The 16406-nt window shown below is 60.5% G+C and carries 17 protein-coding genes and 1 pseudogene; 12 read left to right on the forward strand and 6 right to left on the reverse strand.

Annotated features, from left to right (window positions below; genetic code table 11):
• Positions 1–3 precede the first annotated feature (3 nt).
• A complete protein-coding gene (locus ABLU88_RS21930; protein WP_014227796.1) occupies positions 4–867 on the forward strand; it encodes a MurR/RpiR family transcriptional regulator in 864 nt (287 codons plus the stop codon).
• Here the strand turns inward: ABLU88_RS21930 and ABLU88_RS21935 are convergent.
• From ABLU88_RS21935 to ABLU88_RS21955, 5 genes are all read right to left on the reverse strand, one after another.
• The gene (locus ABLU88_RS21935; RefSeq protein WP_032747798.1) at positions 864–1466 is read right to left on the reverse strand and encodes a 2-dehydro-3-deoxy-6-phosphogalactonate aldolase; all 603 of its coding nucleotides are present in this window, start codon (positions 1464–1466) and stop codon (positions 864–866) included. The two genes, ABLU88_RS21930 and ABLU88_RS21935, sit on opposite strands and share 4 nt — an antisense overlap.
• Positions 1453–2325, reverse strand: coding sequence for a 2-dehydro-3-deoxygalactonokinase (locus ABLU88_RS21940; RefSeq protein ID WP_348837956.1), 873 nt, complete (start codon positions 2323–2325; stop codon positions 1453–1455). The genes ABLU88_RS21935 and ABLU88_RS21940 overlap by 14 nt, the downstream gene beginning before the upstream one ends.
• Positions 2322–3806 (reverse strand): sodium:solute symporter family protein, encoded by a 1485-nt coding sequence (locus ABLU88_RS21945; protein WP_025106892.1) that lies wholly within the window; start codon positions 3804–3806, stop codon positions 2322–2324. Before ABLU88_RS21945 ends, ABLU88_RS21940 begins: the two co-directional genes overlap by 4 nt.
• A gap of 103 nt (positions 3807–3909) precedes the next feature.
• Positions 3910–4302 (reverse strand): RidA family protein, encoded by a 393-nt coding sequence (locus ABLU88_RS21950; protein ID WP_038424036.1) that lies wholly within the window; start codon positions 4300–4302, stop codon positions 3910–3912.
• A 10-nt stretch (positions 4303–4312) separates the two neighbouring features.
• The gene (locus tag ABLU88_RS21955; RefSeq protein WP_049082892.1) at positions 4313–5752 is read right to left on the reverse strand and encodes a D-aminoacylase; all 1440 of its coding nucleotides are present in this window, start codon (positions 5750–5752) and stop codon (positions 4313–4315) included.
• Between ABLU88_RS21955 and ABLU88_RS21960 the strand changes: the two are divergent.
• A pseudogene (locus ABLU88_RS21960) lies at positions 5730–5856 on the forward strand (hypothetical protein); the annotation flags it as partial. The gene ABLU88_RS21955 and the pseudogene ABLU88_RS21960 overlap by 23 nt on opposite strands.
• Before the next feature lie 97 nt (positions 5857–5953).
• Positions 5954–7168: an amino acid deaminase gene (locus ABLU88_RS21965; RefSeq protein ID WP_088168162.1), complete on the forward strand. Its 1215-nt coding sequence runs from the start codon at positions 5954–5956 to the stop codon at positions 7166–7168.
• 121 nt (positions 7169–7289) lie between these two features.
• On the opposite strand, the gene hpaR is transcribed toward ABLU88_RS21965, so the two are convergent.
• A complete protein-coding gene (gene hpaR, locus ABLU88_RS21970) occupies positions 7290–7727 on the reverse strand; it encodes a homoprotocatechuate degradation operon regulator HpaR (protein ID WP_014227790.1) in 438 nt (145 codons plus the stop codon).
• Positions 7728–8012: 285 nt separating this feature from the next.
• Here hpaR and ABLU88_RS21975 point away from each other — a divergent pair, with 285 nt between their 5' ends.
• From ABLU88_RS21975 to hpaA, 9 genes are all read left to right on the forward strand, one after another.
• The gene (locus tag ABLU88_RS21975) at positions 8013–8645 is read left to right on the forward strand and encodes a fumarylacetoacetate hydrolase family protein (protein WP_088168163.1); all 633 of its coding nucleotides are present in this window, start codon (positions 8013–8015) and stop codon (positions 8643–8645) included.
• Positions 8642–9406, forward strand: a complete 765-nt coding sequence (locus tag ABLU88_RS21980; protein ID WP_032747783.1) for a fumarylacetoacetate hydrolase family protein — start codon at positions 8642–8644, stop codon at positions 9404–9406. Before ABLU88_RS21975 ends, ABLU88_RS21980 begins: the two co-directional genes overlap by 4 nt.
• A complete protein-coding gene (gene hpaE, locus ABLU88_RS21985; protein ID WP_088168164.1) occupies positions 9403–10869 on the forward strand; it encodes a 5-carboxymethyl-2-hydroxymuconate semialdehyde dehydrogenase in 1467 nt (488 codons plus the stop codon). The genes ABLU88_RS21980 and hpaE overlap by 4 nt, the downstream gene beginning before the upstream one ends.
• 1 nt (position 10870) lies before the next feature.
• Positions 10871–11728 carry a 3,4-dihydroxyphenylacetate 2,3-dioxygenase gene (gene hpaD, locus ABLU88_RS21990; RefSeq protein ID WP_004098307.1) on the forward strand — a complete coding sequence of 286 codons (858 nt, stop codon included), beginning with the start codon at positions 10871–10873 and terminating at the stop codon, positions 11726–11728.
• 12 nt (positions 11729–11740) lie between these two features.
• Complete coding sequence (locus ABLU88_RS21995; RefSeq protein WP_014227786.1) at positions 11741–12121, forward strand: 5-carboxymethyl-2-hydroxymuconate Delta-isomerase; 381 nt, start codon at positions 11741–11743, stop codon at positions 12119–12121.
• Positions 12122–12220: 99 nt separating this feature from the next.
• Positions 12221–13024: a 2-oxo-hept-4-ene-1,7-dioate hydratase gene (hpaH, locus tag ABLU88_RS22000; protein ID WP_004098303.1), complete on the forward strand. Its 804-nt coding sequence runs from the start codon at positions 12221–12223 to the stop codon at positions 13022–13024.
• A 10-nt stretch (positions 13025–13034) separates the two neighbouring features.
• Positions 13035–13826, forward strand: a complete 792-nt coding sequence (gene hpaI, locus ABLU88_RS22005; RefSeq protein WP_004098302.1) for a 4-hydroxy-2-oxoheptanedioate aldolase — start codon at positions 13035–13037, stop codon at positions 13824–13826.
• A gap of 43 nt (positions 13827–13869) precedes the next feature.
• Positions 13870–15246: a 4-hydroxyphenylacetate permease gene (gene hpaX / locus ABLU88_RS22010; protein WP_014227785.1), complete on the forward strand. Its 1377-nt coding sequence runs from the start codon at positions 13870–13872 to the stop codon at positions 15244–15246.
• A 9-nt stretch (positions 15247–15255) separates the two neighbouring features.
• The gene (hpaA, locus tag ABLU88_RS22015) at positions 15256–16146 is read left to right on the forward strand and encodes a 4-hydroxyphenylacetate catabolism regulatory protein HpaA (RefSeq protein ID WP_009652862.1); all 891 of its coding nucleotides are present in this window, start codon (positions 15256–15258) and stop codon (positions 16144–16146) included.
• Positions 16147–16406: the final 260 nt, after the last annotated feature.

A 16406-nucleotide genomic window follows, 5' to 3' on the forward strand; every position in this document is an offset into this window, starting at 1 on the left:
CGTATGTCCTGGTCAATCGATATCATTTCCTGCATTACCGATCGCTTTGTGGAACTCACGGCGACCGAAAAACGCATCGCGCAGTTTATTCTCGATGATGTCGCGGCGGCGGCGGAGCTGCCCATCGCGGAGATGGCGCGCCTGACCCACACCAGCCAGGCCTCGGTCACCCGCTTTGCCCGGGCGCTCGGCTGCAAAGACGTCCGCGAGCTGAAGATGAAGCTCGCGCAATCCCTGGCGGTCGGGCAGCGATTTATCCTCGATGTTCCGGACCTTGAGGGCGTGCAGGGGATCTACGAGTCGATCATCGGCGTGCTGGAAACCAACCGCCGGGCGCTGGACATTGAAGCGCTGAAGCGCGCGGTGAGCTGGCTGAGCGACGCGCGGCAGATCCTGGCCCTCGGGATGGGCGGCGGCTCCACCATCTGCGCTCAGGAGATCCAGTACCGTCTGTTTCGCCTCGGCCTGCCGGTGGTCAGTCAGAACGACGGTCTGCTGGTGCGCATGATGAGCTCGGCGGTCACGCCAAAGGATGTGGTTATCGTGCTGTCCTTAGGCGGCTATACCCAGGAAATCATTGAAAGCGCGGCGATTGCCAGGCAGTACGGCGCAAAGGTCATTGCCATCACCCCCGCCGGAACGCCGCTGGCGGAGCAGGCGGATCTGGTGCTGCCGCTGCTGGTGCGCGAAAACGACTATATCTTCAAGCCCAGCACTTCACGCTATGCGATGCTGGCGATGGTTGACGTGCTGGCCACCGAACTGGCGATGGCCAACAAAACCCAGGCAAAGGGCAGGCTGCGCCGGATTAAGCTGGCGCTCGACAGCCATCGCGGCGGCGTCGACAGGCAGCCGCTGGGCGATTAACCGCTGCGGGCGGCGGCGATAAACCTCTCCGCCTGCTGACGGGTACGCTCCACGGCCTGCCCGGCGCGATACAGATCGCTTCCCAGACCGGCGCCGGCGCATCCCGCCTCGACCCAGCTCGCCAGATTCTCCGGCGTCACGCCGCCGACCGCCAGCACCGGCACCTCCGGCGGCAGCACCGCTTTCAGCGCCCGAATATAGTCCGGGCCGAAGGTGGAAGACGGGAAAATCTTCAGCCACTGCGCCCCGGCGTCCAGCGCGCTAAACGCCTCGGTCGCGGTAGCGCATCCTGCGCAGACCCGCATTCCGCGCGCCACCGCCCGGCGGATGGTCGCCGGCTGAGTATTCGGCGTCACGATAAGCTTCGCCCCGGCATCGGCCAGAAAATCGACCTGCTCCACCTTAAGCACCGTTCCCGCGCCAATCACCGCCTGCTCGCCGAAGCGCGCGGCCATCTGCGGAATGCTCTGCTGCCAGTCCGGTGAATTGAGCGGAATTTCGATATAGCGAAATCCCGCCTTTATCAGCGTCTCAATATGCTCCGCCGCCTCAGCGGGGCGAATACCGCGTAAAATCGCTACCAGTTTAATCTTGTCCATGCATTATCCTCGCCATGCCGCCCAGCAGCGCCTCATCGCCGTTACAGCTGTTAACCGTCATTCCGCGCGCCCTCATCGCCCGGCTGTAGCGGGCATTCAGCGCCGGGTCGCCAACCAGCGTGACGCCGGAGGTACGGTAACGCTGCCCGAGGGTCGCCACCTCCGCGCCAATCAGCAGCCCGGAGAGATAGTCGCTGACCGAGGTTGTCGCCAGCGCCCCGAGTACCCGGGCGGCTCTGGCGACAAACAGTTCGCTAATCAGCGACGGCTGCGCCAGCCCTTTTTCCAGCCCCTGTTCAAAGGCCGCCTCGTCCGCCTGCTGGGCCGGCAGCCCTTTGCCGATAAGCGATTGCGTCATCAGCAGATGGTGCAGTTCGCCGGTCATCGCCGTGGTAAAATGACGCACCATGCCGTCCGTCACCTGTACCCATTTGCAGTGGGTGCCCGGCAGCACGTAGCACTCCGCCGGCGCCAGCTCCATAGCCCCCAGCAGCTGCGTCTCTTCGCCGCGCATCACGTTGAACTCCCCGCCCTGGGCAATCTTGAGCCCGGGAATAATCCACACGCCTTCAGCCACGGCGCATCGCTGCTGCCCCGGCGCGTCGATCGCCGCCGGGCAGGCCACATACGGCACCGCTTGCCAGCCCGCATCGCTGCCGATCATCCCGGCCATCAGCACCGGCAGCATTTCGGCGCCGCGCCAGGGGGCCACATGCTCCGCGAATACGTCGGCGGGCGATCGTCCGTTCAGGCGGGTGATGCCCAGCGGCAGCTGCTTCGTCCCGACGCACTGGCCGTTGCGAATCAGCCAGCCGCGCAGCTGGGTAGAGCCCCAGTCGACGGCAATATAGTCCTTCATGGTGCTTCTCCCGAGGCCTGCACCGCCGTCTTCGCCGGGATCGCCTGCCCTTCCCGCTCTTGCGTAATCATTTCCAGCGCCTGCTGACGGCTGATTTTGCTGGCTGGCGTCATGACGGTGACAAAAATGGCGGAAACGAAGCTGCCGACGACCGACGGTATGCACGGATTGCCCCAGTAAGCCAGCCAGTCTGCCTTAACCAGAACCACAATCGACACCAGCATGCCGCTCAGCAGCGCGGTGAGCGCGCCCTGCCAGTTAAAGCGCAGCCAGAAGCGGCCCAGAATTGAACAGACGAACAGCCCGGACATCAGCATGGAGATCATTTTGGTGATATAGCTGATGATATCGTTCGAGGTCAGGGCGAAGATCATCGCCAGGCCGATGACGAACGCCAGCATCCAGCGGGAGAGCGTTATCGCCTTATGCGCCGGCGGCATTTTTCCGGTAACAAGGGTGTAGACATCGCGCATCATGATGGCCACGGCGGCTATCGCATCGGAGCTGGCCGAGGACATGGTGGCGGAAAGCCCGGCAATCAGCACCACCAGCCCCAGTATCGCCGGCAGGAAGCTGGTGGCGAACAGGAAGGCGTAGTTGCTGTTCTCAAGATGGGGGTTCATGGTCCATGCCGCCATGCCGATAATCGCCGGCAGCACCGAGAAAAACAGATACAGCACGCCGGTATAGACAAACGAGCGGCGCACTGAAGAGACATCTTTCCCCGAATAAATACGCTGACGATAGGAAGGGGTCGCCAGCACGCCGACGCCGATGACCATCGCCAGCGATAGCGCCGGAATGACGCCCAGCTTATCGACCGCAAACAGGCTCATCGCCCTGGGATCCATCGCCTGTACGATGGCATCCCATCCGCCGACGTGAACCACCGCCAGAATCGCCATCAGGATAAAGCCGAAAAAGAGAATTAATGCCTGAATGGTATCCGTCCATACCACCGCAGAATAACCGCCGATGATGACGTAAATCGCAAAGGCCAGGGCAATAATAATTTTGGCCACCGTCAGATTTATCCCCGTCGCCCAGGATAAATACATGCTGCCGCCAAGAATATGCGCCCCCAGCCAGCCAATCGAGGCAACAAATATCATTATGCCAACGATATTTTTAATTAAATGGCTGCCGCCCGTATAATAAGAGAGCTCTTCGCTCATGGTCATAAAGCGCAGTTTACGCACCGGGGCAAACAGCCAGGCCACCAGCAAAATACCGATGGCTCCGCCCACGCCGTAGAGCATTCCGGCCCAGCCGTTGCTGTAGCCGAAGCCTACGGCGCCCATGCTTGAACCGGTCCCCACCATGGTCGCCACGGTGGAGCCCAGCGTCAGGAACAGCGGTAAGGAACGGCCGCCGAGTAAAAAATCTTCACCGCTTTTTTGATTACGCGACACGTACCAGCCAAGCCAAATCATGGCCAGCGCGTAAATAATAAAGCCGACTAAAAAGATATGACTATTCATTATTCACATCCTGCCAGTTGAGTATGTAAAAGGTAAAAGGCTACGAAGCGCTGAATGAATTCAGCGCTCAAAAATCCTGTTTATATTTCTGGTTAATAAATTTTTATACGCGAGTCGCGTTATAACAGGTCACATCTACTTCGACTTTACAATCCACCACCAGGTCCGCGACGCAGCAGATACGGGCGGGCGGGTTGTCGCCAAAGAACTCGCGGAACACTTTATTGAAAGACTGGAAATAGCGCGCATCGGTGAGGATCACCTTGACATGCACCACGTCGGCCAGGGTGTAGCCCGCTTCGGTCATGATATCCACGCAGTTCTGAATCGCCAGACGCGCCTGGTCGACAATCCCGCCTTCCACCACTTCACCATCCTTCATCGGCGTCTGGCCGGAAACGTACAGCCAGCCCCCCGCCTCCACCGCGCGCGCGAACGGCAGATGCTGCCCGCCGGTGCCGGTACCGCCTTCTACGCCATAACGTTTAATACTCATTTTGCACTCCTTAGTTCATTTGGCGGCGCAGGAAACGCCCCGCGCGCCCGATAATCTTTTTGTCGCTGCCGTAGCTCATCACGCCGTTGACCATCACCGCCTCGATCCCCTCCGCCGGTTGTTTCGGGTCGGAGAAGCTGGCGACATCGCGCACCGTCTGCGGATCGAACAGCACCAGATCGGCAAAGTAGCCCACTTTCACCAACCCACGATCCGCCAGCTGGAAACGCGCCGCCGACAGCCCGGTCATTTTGTGGATAGCGATGGTCAGCGGAAACAGCCGTTCATCGCGGCAGTAGTGGCCCAGGACTCGCGGGAACGCGCCCCACAGCCGCGGATGCGGCATCGGGTCGTTCGGCAGACCGTCGGAGCCGATCATGGTCACCGGGTAACGCAGCACCCGCCGCACGTCCTGCTCGTCCATGTTGTAGTAGATGGCGCCTGCGGGCATCAGCCGCGCCGCCGCCTCGTGCAGGCTAACCTGCCAGCCGTCGGCAATCTGCCGCAGGGTTTTCCCGGCCTGCTCGGGCTGCGCTTCCGACCAGGTGATGACGATATCGAACTCATCGGTCACCTGCTTCATATCCAGCGTCGATGAGCTGGCGGAGTAGGGATAGCAGTCGCAGGCAATCTCCTGGCGCTGACGCATCTCATCGAAGAAGGCCAGCGTCTCGCGGGTGCGGCCCCAGTTTTTCGCGCCGGCGCACTTATGGTGCGAGACCACCACCGGCACGTTGCCGTGGCGGCCAATGCGGAACGCCTCGTCGAGCGCCTCCAGAATCGGCTCGAACTCCGAACGCAGGTGGGTGGTATAAATTCCCCCCTCCGCCGCCAGCTCCTCGGCCAGCGCCATCACCTCTTCGGTGGTGGACTGAAACGCGCTGGCGTAGGCCAGCCCGCTGCTCAGACCCAGCGCCCCCTGGCGCAGCGCGTCGCGCAGCTGCACCCGCATTCCGGCGATCTCGGTGTCCGTCGCCGGACGGAACAGATCGTCCATATGGTTATTGCGCAGCGCGGTATGGCCAATCAGCGTGCCGACGTTCAATGACGGCTTCGCCGCCTCCACCGCCTGGGCGTAAGCGTCAACGGTGGGGTAAACAAAATGTTCCTGCTCGCCCAGCAGGTTCATCGGGTCAGGCACGCCGTCGCGCAGGGTCGCCGTCGCCGCGCTGATCCCGCAGTTGCCGACAATCACCGTCGTCACCCCCTGGCTCAGCTTGGGCAAATAGGCTGGCATACGAATGACGTTGATGTCGTCATGGGTATGCACATCGATAAACCCGGGCGCCAGCACGCGCCCCTGCCCGTCAATCACCTGCTCCGCCGGCAGGTTCAGCGCCGGGGCCATATCTACAATCCGATCGCCCTTCACCGCCACGTCGCCGCGAAACTGCGGTCCGCCGCTGCCGTCAATGACCGTGACGTTTTTGAAAAGCCAGTTAACTTTCATCGCAATGACTCCCTTTCAACTCTGTCGACAAGTTAACCATTTACAAGGCGGAAAAACAGTGGAAAACTACGCAAAAACCAGATCAAATTGTGATACTTTTATTCACAAACAATAAAAATCACATATTAAATTTATATTTTTCAATTAATTAAAATTGATACCCAGCTTTATTCCGAGCATAAACCCTAAAAGGATAGTGTTATGAAATACCACTCCGATACGCTTATTCCGCACAAAGCCGCCGTGATGGCCGCTCCGGCAAATCTGCTGGCGGAGGAAGTCTGCCTCCCCGCCGCGCTGCTGAAAAAAACGGCGCTGGAAAATAACATCGCCTGGATGCAGCGCTACGCCGACGCGCGCGGCGTCTCGCTGGCGCCGCACGGTAAAACAACGATGACGCCGTGGATTTTTCAGGCCCAGCAGCGGGCGGGCGCATGGGGAATCGGCGTGGGCAGCGCCTGGCAGGCCAGCGCGGCGATGGCCAGCGGCGTTGAGCGCGTTCTGATGGTCAATCAGCTGGTCGGCAGGGCGAATATGCAGGCGGTATCGCGCCTGAAGGCGCATTACCGGGCGGCGGAGTTTATCTGCTGCATCGATAGCCTCGCCAACGCCCGCGCGCTGTCGGCCTTTTTCAGCGAACGGCGGCAAACGCTGGACGTGCTGATTGAGCTGGGCGTGGCCGGCGGGCGCTGCGGCTGCCGCAGCGTTGAGGATGCACAGGCTATGGCGGAGGCCGTCGCGGACCTTCCGGGCCTTAAGCTGCGCGGACTAGAGCTGTATGAAGGGGTGTTGCACGGCGACGATCCGCAGCCGCAGGTGGAGGCTCTGCTGCGCCAGGCCGCCGATTTGGCTTGCCGGATGGAACATCTGGTTGAGGGGGAGTTTGTGCTGACCGGCGCCGGTACCGTCTGGTATGACGTGGTGTGCAATATCTGGCTGGCGGCGAAGAAACCGGCGCGCTGCCGGATCGTTATCCGCCCCGGCTGCTATATCACCCACGATCGGGGGATCTACGATATCGCGCAGAAAGCGCTGGTGGCGCGCGATCCGATCGCCTGCGATCTGGGCGGTGATTTAACCTCGGCGCTGGAGCTGATGGCGATGGTCCAGTCGGTGCCGGAAGCGGATCGCGCGGTGGTCAACTTCGGCAAGCGCGACTGCGCCTTCGACGCCGGACTGCCGCAGCCGATCGCTCGCTATCGCAACGGCGCGCAGCTGTCTGCGGCGGGGATCGAGAGCGTGGGGATCATGGATCAGCACTGTATGCTGCGCCTCGCGCCAGGCAGCAACGTGCAGGTCGGCGATATTCTGGTGTTCGGCACCTCGCATCCGTGCCTGACGTTTGATAAATGGAAAACCCTACTGCTGGTGGACGAGCAGTATAACGTGCTGGAAGAGCTCGATACCCTGTTCTGAGCGGCAGGGAACTCCCCGGATGGCGGCTGGCGCCTTATCCGGGCTACGGGATGGCACCGGCCCGTAGCCCCGGTAAGCACAGCGCGACCGGGGGAATATTTCTAGCTTCACGGAAGGAAAATTACGCTTCTTCCTCTCCACCCACCCCATTCCCCAGGGCGATAAACTCCTCCAGCAGCGCGGTAAGCTGACGCATTTTTTCGACGGTAAATTGGGCTTCTATCTGGCGATAGGCTTCTTCCACCTGGGCCTGGGCGCTTTCATACAGCTTCAGGCCCGCAGGCGTCAGCGAAACGTACAGCTTGCGCTGATCGTTAACCGGTTTTAAACGCAGCACCAGGCCGTCGCGCTCCATGCGGGTCAGAATACCGGTCAGGCTCGGACGTAAAATACAGGCGCGAAAGGCCAGATCGTGAAAATCCATCGACGGATTTTCGGCGAGGATGCGCACGATACGCCACTGCTGCTCGGTCAGATTGTGGCGTTTAACGATGGGCCGAAAGTGGGCCATCGCCGCTTCCCGCGCCTGCAGCAGCGCGATAGTTAACGAATCATGCATCACATACCTCTGAAATAAATCCCCAATCTGTTAATAAGTTAATAATTAGCGCTAATTCCTTCTGAAGGCAACCGGTTTCTGCCTCTGAAAAGTACCAGAAGGTACAAGAAAATTAATTATCTAATTGATTAACAACAAATAAAAAATATAACTGTAAATTTATTGTTAATCAGATCACAAAACATTCACTTCTGTTTGCCAAACCTTTCCGCAAAGCATAAAAGATGATCATTAACATATTAATGAATTAGCTAACTTCCTAATTCCGTAGCAGAGGAGTGGTCAATGAAAGGTACCATCTTCGCCGTGGCGCTTAACCACCGCAGCCAGCTCGACGCCTGGCGCGAAGCGTTCCAGCAGGCCCCGTATAAAACCCCGCCGAAGACCGCGGTCTGGTTTATCAAACCGCGCAACACCGTTATCGGCGACGGCGAGAGCATTCCCTATCCGCAAGGCGAAACCGTGCATAACGGCGCCACCGTGGCGCTAATCGTCGGTAAAACCGCACGCAAAATCACCGCGGAAGACGCCGCGGCTTATATCGCCGGGTACGCGCTGGCGAACGACGTCAGCCTGCCGGAAGAGAGCTTCTATCGTCCGGCCATCAAAGCCAAATGCCGCGACGGCTTCTGCCCGCTTGGCGCGCTCGCGCCGCTCAGCAACGTCGATAACCTGACCATCATCACCGAAATCAACGGTCGCGAGGCGGACAGCTGGAATACCGTCGATCTCCAGCGCTCCGCCGCCGAGCTGCTGAGCGCCCTGAGCGAATTCGCTACCCTCAATCCCGGCGATGCGATTCTGATCGGTACGCCCCACTCCCGCGTTACGCTGCGCCCCGGCGATCGCGTACGCATTCTCGCCGAGGGCTTCCCGGCGCTGGAAAACCCGGTGGTTGCTGAAGGAGAACTGGCATGAAACAGGCACGTATTGAGTGGCAGGGGCAACGGCACGATGTCCAGGTTGATGAACGCGGTCAGGTCCAGCTCGCCAACGGCAGGTTACTTCAGGAAGGCGAGTTTCGCTGGCTGCCGCCCGCCGACGGCACCCTGTTCGCGCTGGGCCTGAACTACGCCGATCACGCCAGCGAGCTGGCGTTTACGCCGCCAACCGAGCCGCTGGTGTTTATCAAAGCGCCCAACACCTTTATCGGCCACCGGCAGGAGTCGGTGCGCCCGGATAACGTCGAGTACATGCACTACGAGGCTGAACTGGTGGTGGTGATCGGCAAAACCGCGCGTAAGGTCACCGAAGCCGACGCCATGGCGTACGTAGCCGGGTACACCGTCTGCAACGACTACGCCATCCGCGACTACCTGGAAAACTACTATCGTCCCAACCTGCGGGTCAAAAGCCGCGACACCCTGACGCCGATAGGCCCGTGGATCGTCAGCAAAGAGGCGATCCCCGATCCGCACAACCTGGCGCTGTGCACCTGGGTCAACGGCGAACTGCGCCAGCAGGGCACCACCGCCGATCTGATCTTCAGCATTCCGTTCCTGATCGCTTACCTCAGCGAATTTATGACCCTGCAGCCGGGCGACATGATCGCCACCGGCACGCCGAAGGGGCTGTCGGACGTGGTGCCGGGCGATGAAGTGATCGTCGAAGTGGAAGGCGTCGGCCGCCTGGTCAACCACATCATTAGCCAGCAGGCATATGAGGAGAAGCTGTCATGAAAAAAATTAACCACTGGATCAACGGCAAAAACGTCGCCGCCGCGGAATATTTCCATACCACTAACCCGGCGACCGGCGAAGTGCAGGCGGAAGTCGCCTCCGGCGGCGCCGACGAGGTGAATCAGGCGGTGGCGGCGGCGAAAGAGGCGTTCCCGAAATGGGCCAATCTGCCGATGAAAGAGCGCGCGCGTCTGATGCGCCGGCTGGGAGATCTGATCGACCAGAACGTCCCGGAGATCGCCGCCATGGAGACCGCCGATACCGGCCTGCCGATCCACCAGACCAAAAACGTGCTGATCCCGCGCGCCTCGCACAACTTCGAATTCTTCGCCGAAGTGTGCCAGCAGATGAACGGCAAGACCTACCCGGTTGACGACAAGATGCTCAACTACACCCTCGTGCAGCCGGTCGGCGTCTGCGCGCTGGTGTCGCCGTGGAACGTGCCGTTTATGACCGCCACCTGGAAGGTGGCGCCGTGCCTCGCGCTGGGCAATACCGCGGTGCTGAAGATGTCCGAACTGTCGCCGCTAACCGCTGACCGTCTTGGCGAGCTGGCGCTGGAAGCGGGTATTCCGCCGGGGGTGCTGAACGTGGTTCAGGGCTACGGCGCGACGGCGGGCGATGCGCTGGTCCGCCACCATGACGTACGCGCGGTCTCGTTCACCGGCGGTACCGCCACCGGGCGCAACATCATGAAAAACGCCGGGCTGAAAAAGTACTCCATGGAGCTGGGCGGCAAATCGCCGGTGCTGATTTTCGAAGACGCCGATATTGAGCGCGCCCTGGACGCCGCGCTGTTCACCATTTTCTCAATCAACGGCGAACGCTGCACAGCCGGTTCGCGTATTTTCATTCAACAGAGCATCTACCCCGAGTTCGTTAAACGCTTCGCCGAGCGGGCGAACCGCCTGCGCGTCGGCGACCCGACCGACCCGAACACCCAGGTGGGCGCGCTGATTAGCCAGCAGCACTGGGAGAAAGTCTCCGGCTATATCCGCCTCGGCATTGAAGAAGGGGCGACCCTGCTGGCCGGCGGCGCGGATAAACCCGCCGATCTGCCCGCCCATCTGAGAAACGGCAACTTCCTGCGGCCAACGGTGCTGGCGGACGTCGATAACCGCATGCGCGTGGCGCAGGAAGAGATTTTTGGCCCGGTAGCCTGTCTGCTGCCGTTTAAAGACGAGGCGGAAGGTCTGCGCCTGGCCAACGACGTGGAGTACGGCCTCGCCTCTTATATCTGGACCCAGGACGTCAGCAAAGTGCTGCGCCTGGCGCGCGGCATCGAAGCCGGAATGGTGTTCGTCAACACCCAGAACGTCCGCGACCTGCGTCAGCCGTTCGGCGGCGTGAAGGCCTCCGGTACCGGCCGCGAAGGCGGCGAATACAGTTTTGAAGTGTTCGCTGAAATGAAAAACGTCTGCATCTCGATGGGCGACCATCCGATCCCAAAATGGGGAGTCTGATATGGGAAAGTTAGCGTTAGCAGCAAAAATCACTCACGTACCGTCTATGTATCTCTCTGAACTGCCGGGTAAAAACCACGGCTGCCGCCAGGGAGCCATCGATGGGCATAAAGAAATCGGCAAGCGGTGCCGCGAGCTGGGCGTGGATACCATCATCGTCTTTGATACCCACTGGCTGGTTAACAGCGCCTACCACATCAACTGTGCCGACCATTTCCAGGGCGTCTACACCAGCAACGAGCTGCCGCATTTTATTCGCGACATGACCTATGACTACGACGGTAACCCGGCGCTCGGCCACCTGATCGCCGACGAAGCGGTCAAACTCGGGGTCCGCGCCAAAGCGCATAACATTCCAAGCCTGAAGCTGGAGTACGGCACCCTGGTACCGATGCGCTATATGAACAGCGATAAGCATTTCAAAGTGGTCTCTATCTCGGCGTTCTGTACTGTCCATGATTTTGCCGACAGCCGCAGGCTGGGCGAAGCCATTCTTAAAGCTATCGAGAAATATGACGGCACCGTGGCGGTCTTTGCCAGCGGCTCGCTGTCGCACCGTTTTATCGACGACCAGCGCGCCGAAGAGGGGATGAACAGCTATACCCGCGAGTTCGATCACCAGATGGACGAACGGGTCGTGAAGCTGTGGCGCGAAGGCAAATTCAAAGAGTTCTGCACCATGCTGCCGGAGTACGCCGACTACTGCTTCGGCGAAGGCAATATGCACGACACGGTGATGCTGCTGGGCCTGCTCGGCTGGGACAAATACGACGGCAAAGTAGAGTTTATTACCGAGCTGTTCGCCAGCTCCGGCACCGGTCAGGTCAACGCCGTCTTCCCGCTGCCGGAAACGGCGTAAGGAGCACGCAGAATGCCGCATTTTATCGCTGAATGTACCGACAACATCCGCGAGCAGGCTGATTTACCGGGCCTGTTCGGCAAAGTGAACGCCGCGCTGGCGGCCACCGGCATCTTCCCCATCGGCGGCATTCGCAGCCGCGCCATCTGGCTGGATACCTGGCAGATGGCCGACGGCCAGCACGATTACGCCTTTGTGCATATGACGCTGAAAATTGGCGCCGGACGCAGCCAGGAAAGCCGCCAGGACGTGGGCGATATGCTGTTCACGCTGATCAAAGCCCATTTCGCCGCGCTGATGGAGAGCCGCTATCTGGCGCTGTCGTTTGAGATTGATGAACTGCACCCGACGCTGAACTACAAGCAGAACAACGTGCACGCCTTGTTTAAATAGCGTGCGGCCGGTCAGGCCCTCTCCCGCCGGGAGAGGGTGAAACGACGCCGGCTTTTATTTCCGGCGCAGCAGCACCGAATGACGTAACAGGAAGCAACTATGCTCGATAAACATACCCATACCCTGATCGCCCAGCGGCTAAACCAGGCGGAAAAACAGCGTGAACAGATCCGCGCTATTTCGCTGGATCACCCGACGATCACTATCGAAGACGCCTACGCGGTACAGCGCGAATGGGTAAATATGAAAATCGCCGAAGGCCGCGTGCTGAAAGGACATAAAATCGGCCTGACCTCAAAAGCAATGCAGGCCAGTTCGCAAATCAGCGAACCGGACTACGGCGCGCTGCTGGACGATATGTTTTTCCACGACGGCGGCGATATTCCTACCGACCGCTTTATCGTCCCGCGTATCGAAGTGGAGCTGGCCTTCGTGCTGGCCAAACCGCTGCGCGGCCCCCACTGCACCCTGTTCGACGTGTATAACGCCACCGACTACGTGATCCCGGCGCTGGAGCTGATTGACGCCCGCTGCCACAACATCGACCCGGAAACCCAGCGCCCGCGCAAAGTCTTCGACACCATCTCCGATAACGCCGCCAACGCCGGGGTGATCCTCGGCGGCCGCCCGATTAAACCCGACGAGCTGGATCTGCGCTGGATCGCCGCCCTGCTCTATCGCAACGGCGTGATTGAAGAGACCGGCGTCGCCGCGGGGGTGCTGAATCACCCGGCCAACGGCGTGGCCTGGCTGGCGAACAAGCTGGCGCCGTACGACGTCCAGCTGGAAGCCGGGCAGATTATTCTCGGCGGCTCCTTTACCCGGCCGGTACCGGCGCGCAAAGGCGACACCTTCCACGTCGACTACGGCAACATGGGCGCGATTAGCTGCCGCTTTGTCTAGGAGAAACATGATGCATAACGCCTTTAAAGACGCCTTAAAAGCGGGTCGTCCGCAGATTGGCCTGTGGCTGGGGCTGACCAGCAGCTACAGCGCCGAGCTGCTGGCCGGGGCCGGGTTCGACTGGCTGCTGATCGACGGCGAGCATGCGCCAAACAGCGTGCAGACAATCCTGACCCAGCTACAGGCGATCGCTCCCTACCCCAGCCAGCCGGTGGTGCGGCCGTCGTGGAACGACCCGGTGCAGATTAAACAGCTGCTGGATATCGGCGCGCAAACCCTGCTGGTGCCGATGGTGCAGAACGCCGACGAAGCGCGGCTGGCGGTGAAAGCCACCCGCTACCCGCCCGCGGGCATTCGCGGCGTCGGCAGCGCGCTGGCCCGCGCCTCGCGCTGGAACCGCGTCCCGGATTATCTCCATCAGGCCAACGACGCGATGTGCGTGCTGGTGCAGATCGAAACCCGCGAAGCGCTCAACAATCTGCCGCAGATCCTCGATGTCGAGGGCGTGGACGGCGTGTTTATTGGCCCGGCGGATCTGAGCGCCGATATGGGCTTCAGCGGCAACCCGCAGCACCCGGAAGTGCAGGCCGCCATTGAGCGCGCCATCGGGCAAATTCGCGCGGCGGGCAAAGCGCCGGGGATCCTGATGGCCAGCGAGCCGCTGGCGAAGCGCTACCTGGAACTCGGCGCGCTGTTTGTCGCCGTCGGCGTCGATACCACCCTGCTGGCCCGCGGCGCGGAAGCGCTGGCGGCGCGATTTGGCGCGGAAAAAACCGCCCAGGGTTCGTCAGGCGTCTATTAATACCCGCAGTACCCTACAAAATTCCCATTAGAGGAAAATGATAATGAGCGATACATCATCTGCCATCCCGGAAAAGTTCGATCCGGCTAATCAGCACAAGCAGCTGACGGCGCAGCAGCAGTCGGTTATCAACAAGCTCTTTCGCCGCCTGATCGTCTTTTTGTTCGTGCTGTTTATCTTTTCGTTTTTAGATCGCATCAATATCGGCTTTGCCGGGCTGACCATGGGCCAGGATCTGGGCCTTAACGCCACCATGTTTGGTCTTGCCACCACCCTGTTTTACGCCACCTACGTGATATTCGGCATTCCCAGCAACGTGATGCTCAGCATCGTTGGCGCTCGCCGCTGGATCGCCACCATCATGGTGCTGTGGGGCATCGCCTCCACCGCCACCATGTTCGCGACCGGGCCGAACAGCCTCTATATCCTGCGCATGCTGGTGGGGATCACCGAGGCCGGTTTTCTGCCCGGCATTCTGCTCTATCTGACCTACTGGTTCCCGGCCTTTTTCCGCGCCCGCGCCAACGCGCTGTTTATGATCGCGATGCCGGTGACCACCGCGCTGGGGTCGATCGTCTCCGGCTATATCCTGTCGATGGACGGCCTGCTGAACCTGCACGGCTGGCAGTGGCTGTTCCTGCTGGAAGGCTTCCCGTCGGTGCTGCTCGGTATTATGGTCTGGTTCTGGCTTGATGATTCGCCGTCGAAGGCGAAATGGCTGACCGCGGACGATAAAAAATGCCTGCAGGAGATGATGGATAACGACCGCCTGACGCTGGTCCAGCCGGAAGGGGCGATCAGCCATCACGCCATGCAGCAGCGCAGCCTGTGGCGGGAAGTGTTCACGCCGATCGTGCTGATGTACACCCTGGCCTACTTCTGCCTGACCAATACGCTCAGCGCGATCAGCATCTGGACGCCGCAGATCCTCAAAAGCTTTAACGAAAGCAGCAGCAATATCACCATCGGCCTGCTGGCGGCGATCCCGCAGATTTGTACCATTCTGGGGATGATCTACTGGAGCCGCCACTCCGATAAACATCAGGAGCGTAAGCACCACACCGCCCTGCCGTTCCTGTTCGCCGCCGCGGGCTGGCTGCTGGCGTCGGCCACCGATCACAACCTGATCCAGCTGCTCGGGATCGTGATGGCCTCCACCGGATCGTTTAGCGCAATGGCCATTTTCTGGACCACGCCGGATCAGTCGATCAGCCTGCGCGCCAGAGCGATCGGCATCGCGGTGATCAACGCGACGGGTAATATCGGATCGGCGCTCAGCCCCTTTATGATCGGCTGGCTGAAGGATATTACCGGCAGCTTCAGCAGCGGCCTGTGGTTCGTCGCCGCCCTGCTGGTCATCGGCGCGATGATTATCTGGGTGATTCCGATGAAAGGAACGCGTCCGCGCGCGACGCCGTAAGGAGCCGCCATGTGCCAGAGCCCGATAGCCAATATCGATATTAATAAAGAGTACGATGAGAGCCTGGGGACGGAAGATGTGCATTATCAATCGTTTGCCAGGATGGCGGAGTTCTTTGGCCGCGATATGCAGGCGCACCGTCACGACCAGTATTTTCAGATGCACTTTCTCGATACCGGGCAGATTGAGCTGCAGCTCGACGATCATCGCTATTCGGTGCAGGCGCCGCTGTTTGTCCTGACGCCGCCCTCGGTGCCGCACGCTTTTATCACCGAGTCCGATAGCGACGGTCACGTGCTGACGGTGCGCGAGGATCTGGTCTGGCCGCTGCTGGAGGTGCTCTATCCCGGCACGCGGGAGGCTTTCGGTCTGCCGGGCATCTGCCTGTCGCTGGCCGACAGGCCCGAGGAGCTGGCGGCGCTGGCGCACTACTGGCGGCTGATTGAACGGGAATCGACGTCGCAGCTGCCGGGGCGGGAACATACCCTGACGCTGCTGGCGCAGGCGGTGTTCACCCTGCTGCTGCGCAACGCGAAGCTTGACGATCACGCGGCCAGCGGGATACGCGGCGAGCTCAAGCTGTTCCAGCGGTTTAACCAGCTGATCGACGGCCACTACCATCAGCACTGGACGGTGCCGGATTACGCCAGCGAGCTGCATCTGACCGAATCCCGGTTAACCGATATCTGCCGCCGCTTCGCCAACCGGCCGCCCAAACGGCTGATTTTCGACAGGCAGCTGCGCGAAGCCAAGAGGCTGCTGCTCTTTTCCGACAGCGCGGTCAACGAGATAGCCTGGCAGCTGGGCTTTAAGGATCCGGCCTATTTTGCCCGCTTTTTTAACCGCTTAGTCGGCTGCTCGCCGAGCGCGTTCAGAACGCAAAAAGTACCGGTATCATAAGATCTTACCGGGGACGGCGCGGCGAGTTCGCAGCCGTCTGAGAGGCGGTAGCCCGGGCAAAGCGCGTCAGGCGCCGCCCCCGGGAGCAGAGCGCAGAGTCGCTGAATTTCCCGGAGGCGATGCTGCGCATCTGTCCGGCCTACAAATTCAAAACCCGCTCTGGCTTGTCGTCGGATCATCGGGGAGCCAGGCCGGAAAATAGAAAAACCAACCCCCGATCACATAACCCAACCCCGCCTGAAAAGTACCGACCGTTGACC

It is taken from the genome of Klebsiella sp. GW_Kp182, assembly GCF_040062275.1.
Classification (GTDB): Bacteria; Pseudomonadota; Gammaproteobacteria; order Enterobacterales; family Enterobacteriaceae; genus Klebsiella; species Klebsiella michiganensis.